We start from the raw sequence: 15,953 nt of genomic DNA, 5'->3' as shown, positions 1-15,953 counted from the left end.
CGCCGGGAGCCCGGTCATAAATGATATTAATGAGGGTGCGTGCGGGCACCGAATAAACCATTGCACTAGAGAGAAAGCCCCTATGTCCCACGGGAATCATCAGGAACGTCTCAACGAGTCGCTATCGGCGTTGATGGATGGCGAAGTCGATGAACTGGAGCTGCAGCGGATCCTGAGGGCCACAGCGGCCTCCGGAGACTTGAGTGCGCGTTGGTCACGTTATCAACTGGCGGCGAGTGTGATACGCCGCGAGCAGGTTGCTTCTGTCGACAGTGACCTGTCGGCCAGTATATCGTCAGCGATTGCTCTCGAAGCACCGCTCTCACAAACAACCGGGGACGGCCGTATTACAGCGGCCCATGGGCTTGCTAACCACCGTTGGTGGCGCTCGCTTTCTCGTGGTGCAGTGGCGGCTACTGTGGCGTTTGCCGCCATCCTCGGAGTACAACAGATTACCGGTATCCAGCAGAACACAGTGGAAGCTGTGCCGCAGCTGGCGAAGACCGAGCGTCCCGCTCAACCAGTTGTTCAATCGGCGCCGCAGCCTTCCGGTTTTTATGTGCCTGCACCCTCCACACGCTCGGTCAGCACTGCGGTTCCGCGCTTTGTACCTGAACAGCGTTCCGGTGCTGTGGGGCAGGCGGTCATTCAACAAGCACCAACACCGGAGCTGATGCGCCACCTGAATCGTGTGATGATTCAGCACTCCGAGCAGGCCGCACATATTGGCAGCCAGGGTATGGTGCCCTTTGCCCGCGCGACCTACGGCGAACAGGTTGGAATGTAGTGTGGTGAACATCGTAATGCGGGAGAGCCTTATCCGTATCGGGTGTACTCTGTTTCTGGCTTTCTCTCTGCTGCCACCGCTGTTATTGGCACAGGAGCTAGACGACACTGATGCCAACGATTCCACTACAGTAAAACTTGAAAGGCCTAGCGCGCCAGTGGTCAGTCCTTTGCCGGTCGATGCCAATGCGCCCAGTGCTATCGCAGTGGATGCCCCCACAGCGACATCCAATTCCCAAGCCAGCTCCGACTTGACAAATATCCGCGTGCTGAACAATGAGGTCGAGCAGTGGCTCGGCAAACTCGCCCAGGCCGTGAACGAGCTGGAATACAGTGGACTGGTGACTTTCGAACACGCCGGCCTGCTGGAGACCTTACAGGTGGTGCGCGCGGTGCGCGGTGGTGAGCAGGTGGAGCGGGTACGCTATCTGAGCGGTGCGCCGAGGGAGCTGATCAGCTACGGCAGTGGTGGCCACTGTGCATACGATGCTTCTCCCAGCATTAGAGCCACCCTGTTGAATGCGGCTGGCCAGCAGCAGGTACAGCGTGCCTATCAGTTTATTCTGCGTGGCAAGGAGCGCATTGCGGATCGGGAGTCGGTGGTGATCGAAGCTAGACCGCGAGACCGTTATCGCCTGGGCCTTGTGGTCAGTTTGGATCGCGAAACCGGGCTGCCACTGAAAAGTATGCTGGTGAGCACACAGGGACGTGTGCTGGAGCGCTACCAATTTGTTCAACTGGACTTGTCCCCGGTGAAAGACTCAGCTCTTCAGGCGGTATCCAGCCATGCACGGCGCATTGATAACCGCAACGGCTGTGATACCTCTCAGAGCCGTTGGCAGGTGCGCTGGCTGCCGGAAGGCTTCAGGGTGGTTTTCGTAAAGCCATTGCCCGATGGGGATATGATGGTATTCAGTGATGGGCTCGGTGTCTTTACCGTGTTTGTTCAACGCCTCGGCCCCGAGTTGGAGGATTTCAAGGGGCGTGCTATCCGCGGTGCCACTGTGGCTTATATGGATCGTATGGAAGTCAAGGGTGTTCCTTACACTGTAACCGTCGTCGGTGAGATACCCGATGCCACCGCGCGCAGAGTAGCCAGCTCTATCGTTGAGAAAGGCTGACGGGGTGCTTGAGGAGCGCAGTCGTATCGTGGCCATAGAGTCCGATGCTATCTGGGTGGTAACCTATAAGCGCGATGCTTGCAATGGTTGTGCGGCCAAACCCGGTTGCGGCACGGGCCTGCTCGGTGAGTTCTTTTCTTCATCAGCACGGCTACGAGTGGCCTTGAATGGCTTTCGCGCCGATCGGATTGCCTTGAACGATACAGCGGTAATCGGTATCGCCGGAAATGCGCTCACCAGCAGCGCCCTGCTGGTTTACCTGGTGCCACTGGTCTGCCTGATGCTGTTGGCGCTGGTAGGGGATGTCTTGTTCGCGGAGGTCGGCGCGGTGTTTGGCGCTCTGGCTGGTCTGATCGGCGGTGCGCTCAGTGTTCGTTGGTACAGCCGTCGTCAGCGCTCGAATCCTGTCTTTACCCCGGTGCTCCTGCGCATTGAGCCCGGCGGCGATCATTCCTAGCCTAAACTGATATTCCAAATCCTGATTGGAGATATTCCATGCAGGCCCGCTGCTTTGCTGAGCGCTGGCCTCTGCGCACGGCCTTTGCGATTTCCCGCGGTGTCCGCACCGAGGCCCAGTTGGTGGTGGTAGAGGTTCGTGGGGAGGGGGTAGTGGGTATTGGCGAGTGCGCACCCTATGCCCGCTATGGTGAGAGCGTTGCTTCAGTTATGCAACAGCTTCGGCCCCTTTTCGCGGAGGTGGCTGCGGGGCTGGATCGCACGCTGTTGCAATCGCGTTTACCCGCCGGCGCTGCTCGCAATGCCCTGGATTGTGCGCTAGCAGACTGGGAGTTTAAATGTCGCGGTGCCGTTTTCACCGGGCCAGAATCCCTGCCCAGCATGCAGACACTGGTGATCGATGATCCCGCGGCAATGGCTGTGGCGGCGCGTAATGCCATCGCACAAGGCGCTGATACCCTGAAACTGAAGCTGGATGACCAACAGGTTTACCAGCGGGTGGCGGCGGTAAGAGCTGCTGTGCCTGCAGCGCAGTTGGTGATTGATGCCAACGAGGCCTGGCGGGCAGATACTCTGGTGGAACGCTGTAGTCAGTTAGAGGAATTGGGCGTGGCCATGCTGGAGCAGCCGCTGCCTGCCGGTGACGATGAATTCCTGGGCACTTTTCCCCACCCGCTGCCGATCTGTGCCGATGAGAGTTGCCATAGCCGCGAGGACCTGCCGCATCTGCTCGGGCGCTATGAGATACTCAACATCAAATTGGACAAGACTGGTGGTATCACTGAAGCCAGGGCCCTGGCAGAGGAGGCTGAGGCACAGGGGTTCCAGTTGATGCTGGGGTGTATGCTGTGTACCTCGCGGGCCATCCGTGCGGCCTGGCCTCTGGGAGAGCGGGCGAGCTTTTTGGACCTGGATGGCCCAACCTGGTTGGCAAAGGATGTAGAGTTCCCTTTACGTTTTGGCGCCGGTCGGGTTTACTGGTCGTAACTGATCAGTCCGACCAGGGGGTGCAGGTACTTCTCGCTGGCAGCATCCGGCGAAATAGGTGGGAATTCCAAGGTGATACAGGGTAGCGCCTGTTGAGCGCACCAGGTTCCGAAGGAGCCCGGGGTTTGGTAGCCGACGTCTTTTACCAGTGGCAACTGAAACTGGCTCGCCAGCCAATTGCCCAGATCGCTGGTCCCGGGGTCTTCCACACAGGCCAGCGGCTCGTGTATGGATACTGCCCAGGCTGGCTGCAGCTTGGCAATCAGCCGGCAAAGCGCCCGGGTCTCGGGCTCAGAAACCGGGCTCAGACCGGTATTGAGTTTGACATCCCGGCTGTCGGTGGCGCTGTTCCAGCGGTAGGCACTGTCACCACCACCCCAGTTTTTTGTGGCAAAGTTGCGGTTGAGATCGACACCGCGTGCATTGCAACGGGTACCGAGTTGACAGCCGTCGGGATTGACCGCCAGTATCACATGGTGGCGGAGCTGGTCTGCGGCCAAAGAGCGCAGGGCACAGGACAGGGTGACAACTGCGACGACTTCATCGCCGTGGGTGCCGGCCAAAACCAGGCCGTGTGTATTGCCGGATTGGGCGGGAAAGTATAGTAATGGGGCACCTAGTGCGCTGTGGCCGTACAGCACCCTGTCAAGGTGCAGTTGGCCGCGCTCGGGGCGCGGGCGCAGTTTGGACATCGTTAACCCTTTACACAGATTTACACCCCGCAGCAGAACTTTCGTGCCTAAATCGCCACTAAATCGTTACTGATTGTCCTACAAGGGGGCCTTGATAAGCGATGGCAAGCCTCGGAGGGAACTCAAATTCCACAAGTTTCATATTAGAAGCGATCAATAAGGGTAACAAACCTATGATTAAACGCTGTACGCAATATCTCCTACTGTTCTGTCTATTGGTAGTGGCGGGCACGGCCAGTGCCCGAGGTCTGCCTGAACTGACCGAACTGATCGAGGAAAATTCGCCCGCAGTGGTGAAGATCAATACACTGGATCGCAGCCGTGTGGCACGTGGCAATAATGCGCCACAATTCCAACAGGATATTCCCGATATCTTTCGTCACCTGTTTGAGCCGCGCCGGCGCCAGCAGCGCCCGGTGGCCAGTATGGGTTCCGGCTTTATCATCTCCGATGATGGGTACATCGTGACCAATAACCACGTGGTGAGTGGTGCCGACCAAGTCACCGTCACCCTGACCGATCGCCGCGAGTATGAGGCCGAAGTGATTGGCACCGATGTGCGCTCGGATCTGGCGCTGCTCAAAATAGACGCCGATGACCTCACAGCCGCGCGCTGGGGGGATTCAGAAGAACTGCAGGTGGGAGAATGGGTTGTCGCCATCGGCTCGCCATTTGGCCTGGACTACTCCGCCAGTGCCGGCATTGTCAGCGCTATGGGACGCAGTATCCCCAATGAGAGCCGTGAGAACTATGTACCGTTTATCCAGACAGATGTGGCGATTAACCCAGGCAATTCCGGCGGTCCGCTATTTAATCTGGAAGGGCGGGTTGTTGGCATCAACTCCCAGATCTACACCCGCAGCGGTGGCTCAATCGGCCTCTCCTTTGCCATTCCGGCCAGTCTCGCCCAGGATGTAGTGGCACAGTTGAAAGAGAAAGGGCGTGTAGACCGCGGCTGGCTGGGCGTGGGCATCCGCAACGTGGACCGGGATATGGCTGAAGCGATGGGGCTGGACAAGCCGGTTGGGGCACTGGTAGAACAGGTCAGCCCCGGTGCGCCCGCTGCCGAGGCCGGGATTATGCCCGGAGACGTTATCACTCGCTTCAACGGTCAGAGAATTGGTGTACACGGCGATCTGCCCCATTTGGTTGGCCAACTCCGCCCCGGCACCGAAGTTTCGCTGGAACTGATGCGTAACCGCAAGTCTGAGAAGCTCAAAGTGATCGTTGGTACCCTGCCGGGCGCCGATGATGAGGGCGTACAGGCCACGGTCAAGCCAAGCTCGATTATCGGTGGACGCTTGGGCATTGTGGTTGAACAGATCCCTGAGGGCGTGAAGCAACGCTGGAATGTGGATACCGGTGTACTGGTCAAACAGGTTGTCCCGGGTAAGCCGGGCGCCAAAGCCGGTCTGCGCAGTGGTGACATTATCGCCCAGTTGGGATTTGAAGAAGTGGGGGACATGGAGGATTATAAAGCTGTGGTTAAGGAACTCCCCAAAAATGAGCTGTTGCCGATCCGCTTCTTTCGATCGGGCCAGTCAACTTTCCGCACAATTAAGATTGAAAGCTGAGAACCGGGGTCGAATGGTGGCCGAATAGGCCGCCTGCCTCTCACCTCGGACCACGAGTTCTGTTAGACTTGCGCCACACAGTTGGTATGCCTGCCAACTAATTATCTGATTTTAAAGGGTTTTTATTCCGTAGTGGCCACAGATCTATCCCATATCCGCAATTTCTCCATCATTGCCCATATCGACCACGGAAAATCTACCCTGGCTGACCGTTTCATCCAGGAATGTGGCGGCCTTTCCGATCGCGAAATGGCCGAACAAGTACTGGATAGTATGGAACTGGAGCGGGAGCGGGGGATCACCATCAAAGCCCAGAGTGTCACGCTCGACTACAGGTCGCGGGATGGCAAGACGTATCAGTTGAATTTTATTGATACCCCGGGGCACGTGGACTTCTCCTATGAGGTCTCCCGATCCCTGGCGGCCTGTGAGGGTGCGCTATTGGTGGTGGATGCGGCCCAGGGCGTAGAAGCGCAGTCGGTTGCCAATTGCTACACCGCGATTGAGCAGGGTCTGGAAGTCATTCCGGTACTCAATAAGATGGACTTGCCCCAGGCGGACCCGGATAGGGTCGTCGAGGAAATCGAAGACATTATTGGCATAGCTGCCAGTGAGGCTACGCGCTGCAGCGCCAAATCCGGCATGGGTGTGCAAGAGGTGCTGGAGGATCTGGTGCGCCTGGTGCCGCCACCGGAAGGAGATGTGGGGGCGCCGCTGCAGGCGCTGATCATCGATTCCTGGTTCGACAGCTACCTCGGAGTAGTGTCTCTGGTTCGCGTGATGCAAGGTACCTTGAAAGCCAAAGACAAAATTGTCACCAAGTCTATTGGTCGTGCTCATGTGGTGGACAGTGTCGGCATTTTTACCCCGAAGCGCTGTGAGACCGGTGTGCTGCGTGCCGGAGAGGTGGGCTTTGTGGTGGCCGGCATTAAAGATATTCACGGCGCACCTGTGGGTGACACCCTGACCCATGCCAAGGATGCGCAGGACATAGCGATGCTGCCGGGGTTTCAGAAGGTCAAACCGCAAGTGTATGCGGGCCTGTTCCCGGTCAGTTCCGATGACTACGAGGCTTTTCGCGATGCCCTGGAGAAGCTGTCTCTCAACGATGCGTCCCTGTTTTACGAACCGGAAACCTCCGATGCCCTTGGTTTTGGTTTTCGTTGTGGTTTTCTCGGTATGCTGCATATGGAGATTATCCAGGAGCGCCTGGAGCGGGAATATGATCTGGACCTGATTACCACTGCACCCACCGTGGTGTATGCCGTAGAACAGAATAATGGCGACGTGGTCATGGTGGATAACCCGTCGCGGCTGCCGGATGTGGGTAGCATTCGGGAAATGCGCGAACCGATTGCAGAAGTAAATATCCTGGTGCCCCAGGAGTACCTGGGTAATGTGATCACCCTCTGTGTGGAGAAACGCGGTATACAGAGGGATATGCAGTACGTGGGTACCCAGGTGTCCCTGCGCTATGAGTTGCCCTTGGGCGAAGTGGTGATGGACTTCTTCGATCGCCTCAAGTCAGTGAGCCGCGGATTTGCTTCGTTGGATTACAGTTTTGTGCGCTTTGAAGCAGCAAAACTGGTGCGCTTGGATATCCTCATTAATGGGGATCGTGTAGATGCCCTGGCCCTGATCGCGCATCGCGAAAACGCTCAACAGAAAGGGCGCGCAATGGCGGAAAAAATGAAGGAACTGATACCGCGGCAGATGTTTGATGTGGCTATTCAGGCGGCGATCGGTGGTCAGGTAGTGGCGAGAACCACCGTAAAAGCTCTGCGCAAGAATGTGACTGCGAAATGTTATGGCGGCGACGTCACACGCAAGAAGAAACTGCTGGAGAAACAAAAAGCGGGTAAACGCCGTATGAAGCAACTCGGCCGTGTCGAAGTGCCCCAGGAGGCCTTCCTGGCGGTACTGAAAGTGGATCAATAGGGCGCAGCCGGTGCTTGATTCCGAGATTTGGGGACAATAGAGAATAGTGATGGATATTAATTTGCCTTTGATTCTGCTCTGGCTGGTTGTCGTCAGCGGTGGAATCTGGTTGGTCGACAGCCTGTTTTTTGCCCGCCGCCGCGGGAAGGAGACAGGCAGGAAGCGTGAAGACCCGGTTGTAGTGGAATATGCCAAGTCGTTTTTCCCGATTTTGGCCATTGTCTTCGTGCTGCGCTCTTTTATTCTGGAGCCCTTTCAGATTCCGTCTGCCTCTATGGTGCCCACCTTGCAGATCGGCGATTTTATCCTGGTCAACAAATATGCCTACGGCCTGCGCCTGCCGGTTTCGCGCACCAAGGTAGTGGATATTGGCGAGCCGCAACGCGGAGATGTGATGGTATTTTTTCCACCACATATGAACGATACCTATTTTATCAAGCGGGTGATCGGCTTGCCCGGTGACAGGATCGAATTGAAGAACAACATGCTCTATGTGAACGGCGAACTGGCGCCACAGGAGCTGATTCAGGCGTTACCCCCGGCAAATCCGCAAGTGGAAATTCTGTGGGAAAACCTCTACGGCCGGCGCCACTTGATGGCGAAAAATGTGCACCCGGGCAAATACGGTGATTTCAGTGGTACTGTCCCGGAAGGCCATTATTTTATGATGGGCGACAATCGGGACAACAGTCTTGACAGCCGTGCCTGGGGCTTTGTGCCCGAGCGGGATATTGTGGGCAAGGCTTTTGCCATCTGGATGCACTGGGACAAACTGTTCAGTTTACCCAGTTTCGAGCGTGTGGGGTCCATCCAGTAATAAAAACCGGCCGGCTGTGCACCGGGTATCGGCGAGGAGAATTGAAGGCATCATGGGTAATACTACGCATTATTCGTTTCAATACCAGCGCGGTATGAGTTACTGGGGTTGGTTGTTGCTTGTGGCAGTGCTGGGTTTTGTCCTGACCTGCGCATCCAGGATGGCACCCGCCTATCTTGATGCACGCTACGTGACAGAAGGGCTGAAGATATTGGCTGAAAACCCGGATCTGGAAACTATGTCGGCGGGCCAGATCAAGAAAGAACTGGGCCGCTTCTTTCTAATCAACAATGTGCGTGGTGAGCCCACCGAGGCACTGCAGGTGGTTCGCGGTGCAAAGGGTACGCTGGTCAGCATCAATTACGAGTTGCGCCAACCACTGATATACAATGTGGATGTGGTGATGAAATTTAACAAACAGCTCAATACGGCCAGTCCCGAGCTGTGCTGCGATGCGCTGGTGGACCTGGAGCAATTTCGCAAACGTGACTGATCTTTTACTGGAACGCCTGGGCAAGCGTCTCGGCCACAGGTTCAGGCAGGATGCATTGCTGGAGCTGGCGTTGACACACCGCTCCCACGGTAGCCGCAATAACGAACGCCTGGAGTTTCTCGGAGACTCTATTCTCGGTTTCATCATCGGCGCGGCGCTTTACGAGCGGTTTCCCAAGGGACGGGAGGGGCAGTTGAGCCATTTGCGCGCGCAACTGGTCAGTGGTGAGACGCTGGCGAAACTGGCACTTGAACTGGAGATTGGCGACTGCCTGCGTCTTGGCGAAGGGGAGATGAAAAGTGGCGGTTGCCGCAGGGCCTCCATCCTCGCCGATGCGGTGGAGGCTTTGATCGGTGCCATCTACCTGGATGCCGGTTTGGAAACGGCGCGCGCCAGAGTGCTGGACTGGTTTGCATCGCGTCTCTACTGTCTGTCTTTGGAGACGGTAAAAGATCCCAAGACCCGCTTGCAGGAATGGCTGCAGGCACGCAGGAAACCATTGCCACAGTATAGGGTCGTGGATGTCTCCGGTGTGGAGCACGCCCGGCAGTTTGTTGTCGAGTGCTGTGTTAGCGGGCTGGCTCAGCCGGTGCGCGGTGAGGCCAGCAGCCGCCGCGCAGCGGAAAAAGCGGCTGCCGTTGAGGCCTATAATCGACTTACCGGTCTGAGCTGATTTTACAATGTGGGGCGAGGCCGGTCGCTGTCTGTCTCCAAGTGGCGGACTTCAATACACGGGAGGCCCGTCCGGTTTCGGGCTCCGCGATTCCCTTTAACCCTTTCGGAGCGTTTTTTTGAGCGAACAACCCTCTCGCTGTGGCTATGTTGCGATTGTCGGCCGCCCCAATGTGGGAAAATCCACACTATTGAACCACCTGTTGGGCCAGAAACTGGCGATTACCTCACGCAAGCCACAGACCACCCGCCACAATATGCTCGGCATCAAAACAGAGGGACCGGACCAGATTATTTTTGTCGACACGCCCGGCCTGCACCCGGATCAGGAAAAAGCCATCAACCGCTATATGAACCGGGCTGCTGCCAGTGCGACACGGGATGTGGACCTGGTGGTATTTGTGGTGGAGCGCACCCGCTGGAGCGAGGGAGATCAGTTGGTGGCCGATCAACTGCGCGGTATCAGGTGCCCACTGGTTATTGCTGTCAACAAGGTGGACGAGTTGAGGGACAGGGCCGAGCTGTTGCCCCAGTTGCATGCCCTGGCCCAACGGTACCCCAAAGCGGAGATTGTACCTGTTTCCGCTCTGCGCAATCAGAATCTGGACACGCTGGAACAGGTGATTCTCACACACTTGCCCGAGGGGCAGCACTTTTTCCCAGACGATCAGGTTACCGACCGCAGCTCGCGCTTCCTCGCAGCAGAAATCGTACGGGAGAAAATCATGCGCCAGTTGGGCGCAGAGGTGCCTTATCAGGTTACTGTCGAGGTGGAGGATTTTGCCCAGGAAGGCAAAGTCCTGCATATCCGTGCGGCGATTCTGGTAGAAAGGGCTGGGCAGAAGCGCATTCTTATCGGCAACAAAGGCGAGCGCATCAAACAGATTGGCAGCCGGGCCCGTGAGGATATGGAGCGGCTTTTCGACACTAAGGTGATGCTGAATCTCTGGGTCAAGGTCAAGTCCGGCTGGTCCGATAACGAGCGCGCTTTGCGCAGTCTCGGCTATCGAAACGAGTAGAGTTCTGTTCCGGCGCATACCCGCTGATATCATGAAGCAGCCACAACCCGCACAACCAGCCTATATTCTGCACGCACGGCCCTACCGCGACTCCAGTCTGATTCTGGAGCTGCTGACTTCGGATTTTGGGCGTATTGGTTGTGTTGCCCGCGGTGCCCGGCGCGACAAGCGGCGGTGCCAGCAGGCACTGCAGCCTTTCTCCCCACTTCTGGTCTCCTTGTTGGGAAATGGTGCGTTAAAAACCCTGGGTTCTGTGGAGAATGTCGCTGCGCCACTCTGGCTGAAAGGTCGGGCCATCTATGTGGGGCTTTATGCGAATGAGTTACTGGTACGCTTGTTACCGGAGGGGGAAGCGCACTATGCGCTGTTCGCCATGTACCAGGTGTTGCTGGAAGTGCTCGCGCAATCGAAAGGCGACGATAGCAACCAGTTGGAAGGGCCCCTGCGCCGCTTTGAATTGCAACTGCTGGGGGAACTGGGCAGCTGTCCACCACTGGATTATTGTACCGGCAGCCAGGGTATTGTCAGCGAGGGGGTCCGCTATCAGCTGGAGATTGAGCAGGGATTTGTGCCTGTGTACCGCCAGGGAAGTAATACTCAGCGCGATAATGAGTTCAGTGGTGAGGAACTGCTGGGTATCGCGCAGGCGCTGGAGAGTGGGAAATGGTCCGCCGGGCTGCTGCTCCCGGCAAAGCGCTTGACGCGGATTTTGCTTCAGGCCATGCTCGGGGGCAGGCCATTGCAAAGTCGCGCATTATTCAGACAAGTATACGGAAAATGATCGTCAGTATCGGTACAGATATTTGCAGCTATCATCGCATAGCAGTGGCTTTGCGGCGCCACGGCAACCGGTTTGTACGGCGGATATTGAATGACCGCGAGCGCTGTGACTTCGCCGGTCTGAGCGAGGCCAATCGCACAGCCTACCTGTGCAAACGTTTTGCTGCCAAGGAGGCGGTAGCCAAGGCCCTGGGCACCGGCATCGGCGACGGCATTTCCTGGCACAATATCGAAGTGCGGCGCCGCAAAAATGCTGCAGCGCAGGTTCTGTTAAATGGTGCGGCACGGGAGCGCGCCTGTGCTCTGGGTGTTGAGTCCATTCACCTCTCTCTGTCGGATGAAAAAGACTTCGCCCTGGCGTGTGTGATTTTTGAAACTCGCTAGTTTGCTGTTGCAGGCTTCTGCTCAGGCAACTTCCAGCCCGAACAGCGCATCCAGATTCTGCTCCGAGGCCCATTCCCACAGAGCGCGCATTTCCCGAAATACTGCATCCAGTTTGCGCCGGTCAAATTCCGCCGGTTTTTTCTCTTGCAGGGTGCGCAGTTCCTCCTGAAGTATACAGGTGGCTTCGCGCAGTCGGGCCACGCCGCAGTAACAACAACCGCCATGTATACGATGGGTCAGCTCGAACATGCCTCTGAGGTCGCCGGCACTCAGCAGCCGCTGTAACTCCCGTTCGTCGGACACAAGCCCGTCCAGGAGCATTTGTAGCATGTCCCTCGCCAGTTTCGTATCGCCATTGGCAAGGGTCAGACTCTCACCAATATCCACAAGGCGCATCTGTTCCAGGCTGAGTTTCTCTATCACCTGTGGTGTGATGATCTTGAGCCAACGCTTGATCATGTGGGTAAGCTGGGCCTCGCTGACAGGTTTGCTCAGGTAATCATCCAGGCCGGCAGAAAGTAATCGCGCTTTCTCCTCGGCGCCTGCATGTGCAGTGAGTGCAATAATCGGTGTGCGCCGCCCAGTCTCTCGCTCACGAATGCGGCGGGTGGCCTCAATACCGTCCATGCCGGGCATTTGTATATCCATAAAGATGAGGTCAAAGGTGCTCTGCTGCCAGTGTTGCAGAGCCTCTTCGCCGCTGGCGGCAATGATCACCTCGATATCCTGGGTGCGCAGTAACTCACCGACCAGGCGCCGGTTGGCTGCATGATCATCTACCGCCAGAATCCGCGGTGCCGCTGGCCAGGGCAAAGCGGATACGGCCCTGCTACTGGAACGCTGCTGGTTTTTTCGTGGCGCGGCTCTTTTTAAGGCGCGCAGCAGGTTCTCGCGGGTAACCGGTTTACCGAGGAAAGTCAGGGTACGGGTGCGCAGCTGCTCATAGCAACGGCGCAACTCGGCCGGGGCTCCCAGCACGATCACTTGGCATTGGTAGGCGTCCACAAGAGACTGTACTTGTACGCTGAAATTGTCGAAGTCGCACCTGGCGATAGCGGTATCGATAATCACGGCATCGGGCAGTGCATCGTGCCGCCACATTTGTTCGACAACTGGTTGCAGGGTCTCTGTATCGCTGAGTTCTACGGGCTCCGCCTGCCACTGGCTGAGTAACTGCGCTACCTGGGTACGGGTCAAGTGGTTGGGATCGGCAATCAATATGCGGCAGCCGGGGCACTGAAACCGTGGAGGTACGCCGCGATTGCGCTCTGGCTGCAGAGACAGCTGTACCCAGCAGTGGCTGCCACCGCTGTCGGTTTCTTCTATACCAGTGCTGCCGCGCATACGCTCGACGAGACTGCGGGCAATGGACATACCGAGGCCATTGGCACTGATTTGCTGGCTGTGCTGTGGCGTTTTGGTATTAAGTATTTGTTGCAGTTCACTGCGGCCCGCTTCATCGATGCGGTTGCCCAGGTCGGTGACGCTGATACGCAAGACCAGCTCCGAATCCTTGCTGCACACAACGCTGAGTTGTACGGGTATATTGCCGTTTTCTGAACTGCGAATCGCATTGCCTAGCAGATTGGTGAGGATTTGCTTAGTACGCAGTGGATCACCCACCTGGGTGGCGGGCAATTGGGGGTCAATCAGGGGTACCAGTTCCAGGTGATGCTCATAGGCATAAGGGGCCAGAATTTGCAGGGTTTCCTCCAGCAATTGTCCCAGGTCCATGGGAATATGGTCGAGCACCAGATTGCCGGACTCAATGCGGGAAAAATCCAGAATATCGTTAATAGTGGTAAGCAGGTTTTCCGATGAACGCAAAATGGTCTGCAGGTAGTCCTGCTGCAGCTCGTCGACCTCGGTTTTGAGCAACAGATTGGTAAAGCCGATAATACCATTGAGCGGCGTGCGGATTTCATGGCTGGTATTCGCCAAAAAAGTTGATTTGATGCGGCTGGCTTCCTGGGCCCTTTTGCGGGCGAGATCAAGTTCGATATTTTGTTCTTCCATGCTGTCGAGTGACTGTCGCAGGTCGTCCATGGATTGCAGCAGGTTTGCCTTGTAGTCGCGTTGGTGCTTGGCGAGGTTCTCGGCCATGTCATTAATCTGGTTGGTCAGCTGTGCCACTTCGCGGTTGCCTATTTCGCGGGCGCGGCGATCAAATTCACCGCGCCCAACCGCCTGCAGCACCTGCCCCAATCGGGACAGGCTGAGCGCGAATCGCTCGGACAGAATGACAGACCAAGCCATAGCCGCCAGAGTACAGATGATCAGTCCCACGAGTCCGATTAGCAATACCTGGTAAGTACCCACCAGGAAGTAAGGGCGGTGCAGCTCAATGCTGATCCAGCAGGTAGGGATGTCGCCTTTCAGGGGCTGGAGAATCTGCAGGCTCTCTTCATCTTCGAAGATAAATGGCTCGCGCTTTTGCAGGTGCTCGTGAGTAATAGGCGTGGCAGGGCGCGGTCCAACACTGGCGAGCAGTCCCAAGTTGGTATTTGGATTCAGTGGCTGCTTCTCGCTCGCCTCGGTAGAGTAGATATGTACTGAGCGTACCATATCTTTTTCCAGCATTAGGGCCAAAAGGCTCTTGCGCAGCCATTCCATACGCAGTTCGCTGGGTTGGCCGCCGCTCATCTCGATCAGTTCGGCGAGCTGTTCCGCACTGGCGCGACCGTGGCTGAGCAATAACTGGCGGCGGTCGTGTAACTGCTGCAATGTAAAGACCAGGGCCAGCGTGATGGCCAGTGCCAGCGCTGGAGCGACGGTAAACCTAAATAGGATTGCGCGCAGCGAACGCAGCGTTGAGGGATCTGGCGTGGATGGCTTAGCATTGTTTTTGGCCATGGTAAAAGGAGGCCTTGTGCGATTGTTTTTTCAGATTTTACCTGTATGCATGATTCTATGCACTCCTGGCTCGAAAGGGAGAGAAAAGATAAGGCCCCCTATCGTTTAGTTTTGTGCCCGTCGTATCCGCGAATCTTTGTATTTTAACGGTGGTAATAGCGTCTTAAGTAAGAAGAGGATACTTTTAAAATTCTGTAACCAGCTCCCAAAAGACCCAGGGCGTAGTCAGGTCCGTATTGGTTTAAATTTATCGATCACTGCGTTGCGAGAATTTTGTACCTGCAGAGACAAGCTTAATAACCCGACTATATAGTCCCCCTACACAGTTGGTATTTAGCACTGGAAAAATCTTCGGGTACACTGTCCGACCGCAATAGTATTCTGGAACTGACTGCACCATGGATTACCCCACGATTGCCGACTGTGTAGGCAATACTCCCCTGATTAAGTTGCAGCGATTGCCTGGTGAAACCAGCAATACGATTCTGCTCAAGTTGGAGGGGAATAATCCCGCCGGCTCTGTGAAAGACCGCCCGGCGTTATCCATGATTAACCACGCCGAGACCAGGGGGCGAATTACCCCGGGCGATACACTGATCGAGGCGACCAGCGGCAATACTGGTATTGCCCTGGCGATGGCGGCTGCGGTCAAAGGGTACCACATGATCCTGATCATGCCCGGCAGCGCTACCACCGAGCGCAAGGCAGCCATGGCTGCCTATGGTGCTGAACTGGTCCTGGTCAGTGCGGAAGCAGGTATGGAGGGTGCCCGTGATCTGGCTCTTGAGATGCAGGCTGAGGGCAGGGGGCTGGTACTCAACCAATTTGCCAACGATGACAATCCACTTGCCCATTTTGAGGGTACCGGCCCTGAGATCTGGCAACAGACCCGGGGACAGATCACACACCTTGTCTCCTCCATGGGCACTACGGGAACCATAATGGGTTGTGGTCGCTATTTGAAACAGAAAAATCCTGAGATTCAGATTATCGGCCTCCAACCTACAGATGGTTCCAGCATCCCCGGCATACGCCGCTGGCCACAGGCATATCTGCCGAGTATTTTCGTTCCTGAGGCGGTGGATCTGGTGATTGATATGGACCAGCTTGAAGCGGAGGAGATGACCCGAAAGCTGGCCAGAGCCGAGGGAATTTTTTGCGGAGTCTCCTCCGGTGGAGCTCTTGCAGGGGCCTTGCAACTCTCCGCCCAGGTGGAAAAAGCCACCATTGTCGCTATTGCTTGTGATCGAGGAGATCGTTATCTGTCCTCGGGCGTGTTTAATCAACCCTGATTAAACCCGGCAATCAATCAGCTCTGTTAGCAATGAGATGAAAATTTTGAATAAAAAATACTTCAAATGAAAAATTCCCTGGAGATAAT

General features: G+C 56.3%; 15 protein-coding genes. 13 read left to right on the top strand and 2 right to left on the bottom strand.

Annotated features, from left to right (window positions below):
- The first annotated feature begins 82 nt into the window (after positions 1 to 82).
- Genes Q5Y71_RS12815 through ycjG form a run of 4 tightly spaced genes read left to right on the top strand, consistent with a single transcriptional unit; the run spans position 83 to position 3,350 of the window.
- Entirely contained in the window at positions 83 to 787 is a 705-nt protein-coding gene (locus Q5Y71_RS12815; protein WP_306042521.1) for a sigma-E factor negative regulatory protein, read from the top strand.
- A gap of 1 nt (position 788) precedes the next feature.
- Entirely contained in the window at positions 789 to 1,907 is a 1,119-nt protein-coding gene (locus tag Q5Y71_RS12810) for a MucB/RseB C-terminal domain-containing protein (protein WP_306042520.1), read from the top strand.
- Complete coding sequence (locus Q5Y71_RS12805) at positions 1,894 to 2,364, top strand: SoxR reducing system RseC family protein (RefSeq protein WP_306042519.1); 471 nt, start codon at positions 1,894 to 1,896, stop codon at positions 2,362 to 2,364. The genes Q5Y71_RS12810 and Q5Y71_RS12805 overlap by 14 nt, the downstream gene beginning before the upstream one ends.
- Positions 2,365 to 2,402: 38 nt before the next feature.
- On the top strand, positions 2,403 to 3,350 hold the full coding sequence (ycjG, locus tag Q5Y71_RS12800; protein WP_306042518.1) for an L-Ala-D/L-Glu epimerase: 948 nt from the start codon (positions 2,403 to 2,405) through the stop codon (positions 3,348 to 3,350).
- Here the strand turns inward: ycjG and mpaA are convergent.
- Complete coding sequence (mpaA, locus tag Q5Y71_RS12795; protein WP_306042517.1) at positions 3,338 to 4,042, bottom strand: murein tripeptide amidase MpaA; 705 nt, start codon at positions 4,040 to 4,042, stop codon at positions 3,338 to 3,340. The two genes, ycjG and mpaA, sit on opposite strands and share 13 nt — an antisense overlap.
- A gap of 173 nt (positions 4,043 to 4,215) precedes the next feature.
- On the opposite strand from mpaA, the gene Q5Y71_RS12790 reads away from it, so the two are divergent.
- The 8 genes from Q5Y71_RS12790 to acpS all read left to right on the top strand — a co-directional run bounded on the left by Q5Y71_RS12790 (position 4,216) and on the right by acpS (position 11,719).
- Positions 4,216 to 5,616: a Do family serine endopeptidase gene (locus Q5Y71_RS12790; RefSeq protein WP_306042516.1), complete on the top strand. Its 1,401-nt coding sequence runs from the start codon at positions 4,216 to 4,218 to the stop codon at positions 5,614 to 5,616.
- A gap of 132 nt (positions 5,617 to 5,748) precedes the next feature.
- Positions 5,749 to 7,554 (top strand): translation elongation factor 4, encoded by a 1,806-nt coding sequence (gene lepA, locus Q5Y71_RS12785; protein ID WP_306042515.1) that lies wholly within the window; start codon positions 5,749 to 5,751, stop codon positions 7,552 to 7,554.
- 49 nt (positions 7,555 to 7,603) lie between these two features.
- Positions 7,604 to 8,371, top strand: coding sequence for a signal peptidase I (gene lepB, locus Q5Y71_RS12780; RefSeq protein WP_306042513.1), 768 nt, complete (start codon positions 7,604 to 7,606; stop codon positions 8,369 to 8,371).
- A 52-nt stretch (positions 8,372 to 8,423) separates the two neighbouring features.
- Complete coding sequence (locus Q5Y71_RS12775; protein ID WP_301417657.1) at positions 8,424 to 8,864, top strand: DUF4845 domain-containing protein; 441 nt, start codon at positions 8,424 to 8,426, stop codon at positions 8,862 to 8,864.
- Positions 8,857 to 9,537, top strand: coding sequence for a ribonuclease III (rnc, locus tag Q5Y71_RS12770; RefSeq protein WP_306042511.1), 681 nt, complete (start codon positions 8,857 to 8,859; stop codon positions 9,535 to 9,537). The genes Q5Y71_RS12775 and rnc overlap by 8 nt, the downstream gene beginning before the upstream one ends.
- 118 nt (positions 9,538 to 9,655) lie before the next feature.
- Positions 9,656 to 10,555 carry a GTPase Era gene (era, locus tag Q5Y71_RS12765; protein ID WP_301417659.1) on the top strand — a complete coding sequence of 300 codons (900 nt, stop codon included), beginning with the start codon at positions 9,656 to 9,658 and terminating at the stop codon, positions 10,553 to 10,555.
- A 31-nt stretch (positions 10,556 to 10,586) separates the two neighbouring features.
- Positions 10,587 to 11,336: a DNA repair protein RecO gene (gene recO, locus Q5Y71_RS12760; RefSeq protein ID WP_306042510.1), complete on the top strand. Its 750-nt coding sequence runs from the start codon at positions 10,587 to 10,589 to the stop codon at positions 11,334 to 11,336.
- Positions 11,333 to 11,719: a holo-ACP synthase gene (gene acpS / locus Q5Y71_RS12755; protein ID WP_306042509.1), complete on the top strand. Its 387-nt coding sequence runs from the start codon at positions 11,333 to 11,335 to the stop codon at positions 11,717 to 11,719. The genes recO and acpS overlap by 4 nt, the downstream gene beginning before the upstream one ends.
- Positions 11,720 to 11,740: 21 nt before the next feature.
- Here the strand turns inward: acpS and Q5Y71_RS12750 are convergent, their stop codons facing one another.
- Entirely contained in the window at positions 11,741 to 14,572 is a 2,832-nt protein-coding gene (locus Q5Y71_RS12750) for a response regulator (RefSeq protein WP_306042508.1), read from the bottom strand.
- A 398-nt stretch (positions 14,573 to 14,970) separates the two neighbouring features.
- On the opposite strand from Q5Y71_RS12750, the gene cysM reads away from it, so the two are divergent.
- Positions 14,971 to 15,864, top strand: a complete 894-nt coding sequence (gene cysM, locus Q5Y71_RS12745; RefSeq protein WP_306042507.1) for a cysteine synthase CysM — start codon at positions 14,971 to 14,973, stop codon at positions 15,862 to 15,864.
- The last annotated feature ends 89 nt before the right edge of the window (positions 15,865 to 15,953 follow it).

The organism is Microbulbifer sp. 2205BS26-8 (genome assembly GCF_030731025.1).
In the GTDB taxonomy this organism is placed as follows: Bacteria; Pseudomonadota; Gammaproteobacteria; order Pseudomonadales; family Cellvibrionaceae; genus Microbulbifer; species Microbulbifer spongiae.
The sequence above is the reverse complement of the archived record's forward strand: the minus strand, read 5'-3'. Positions and strand labels throughout refer to the sequence as shown.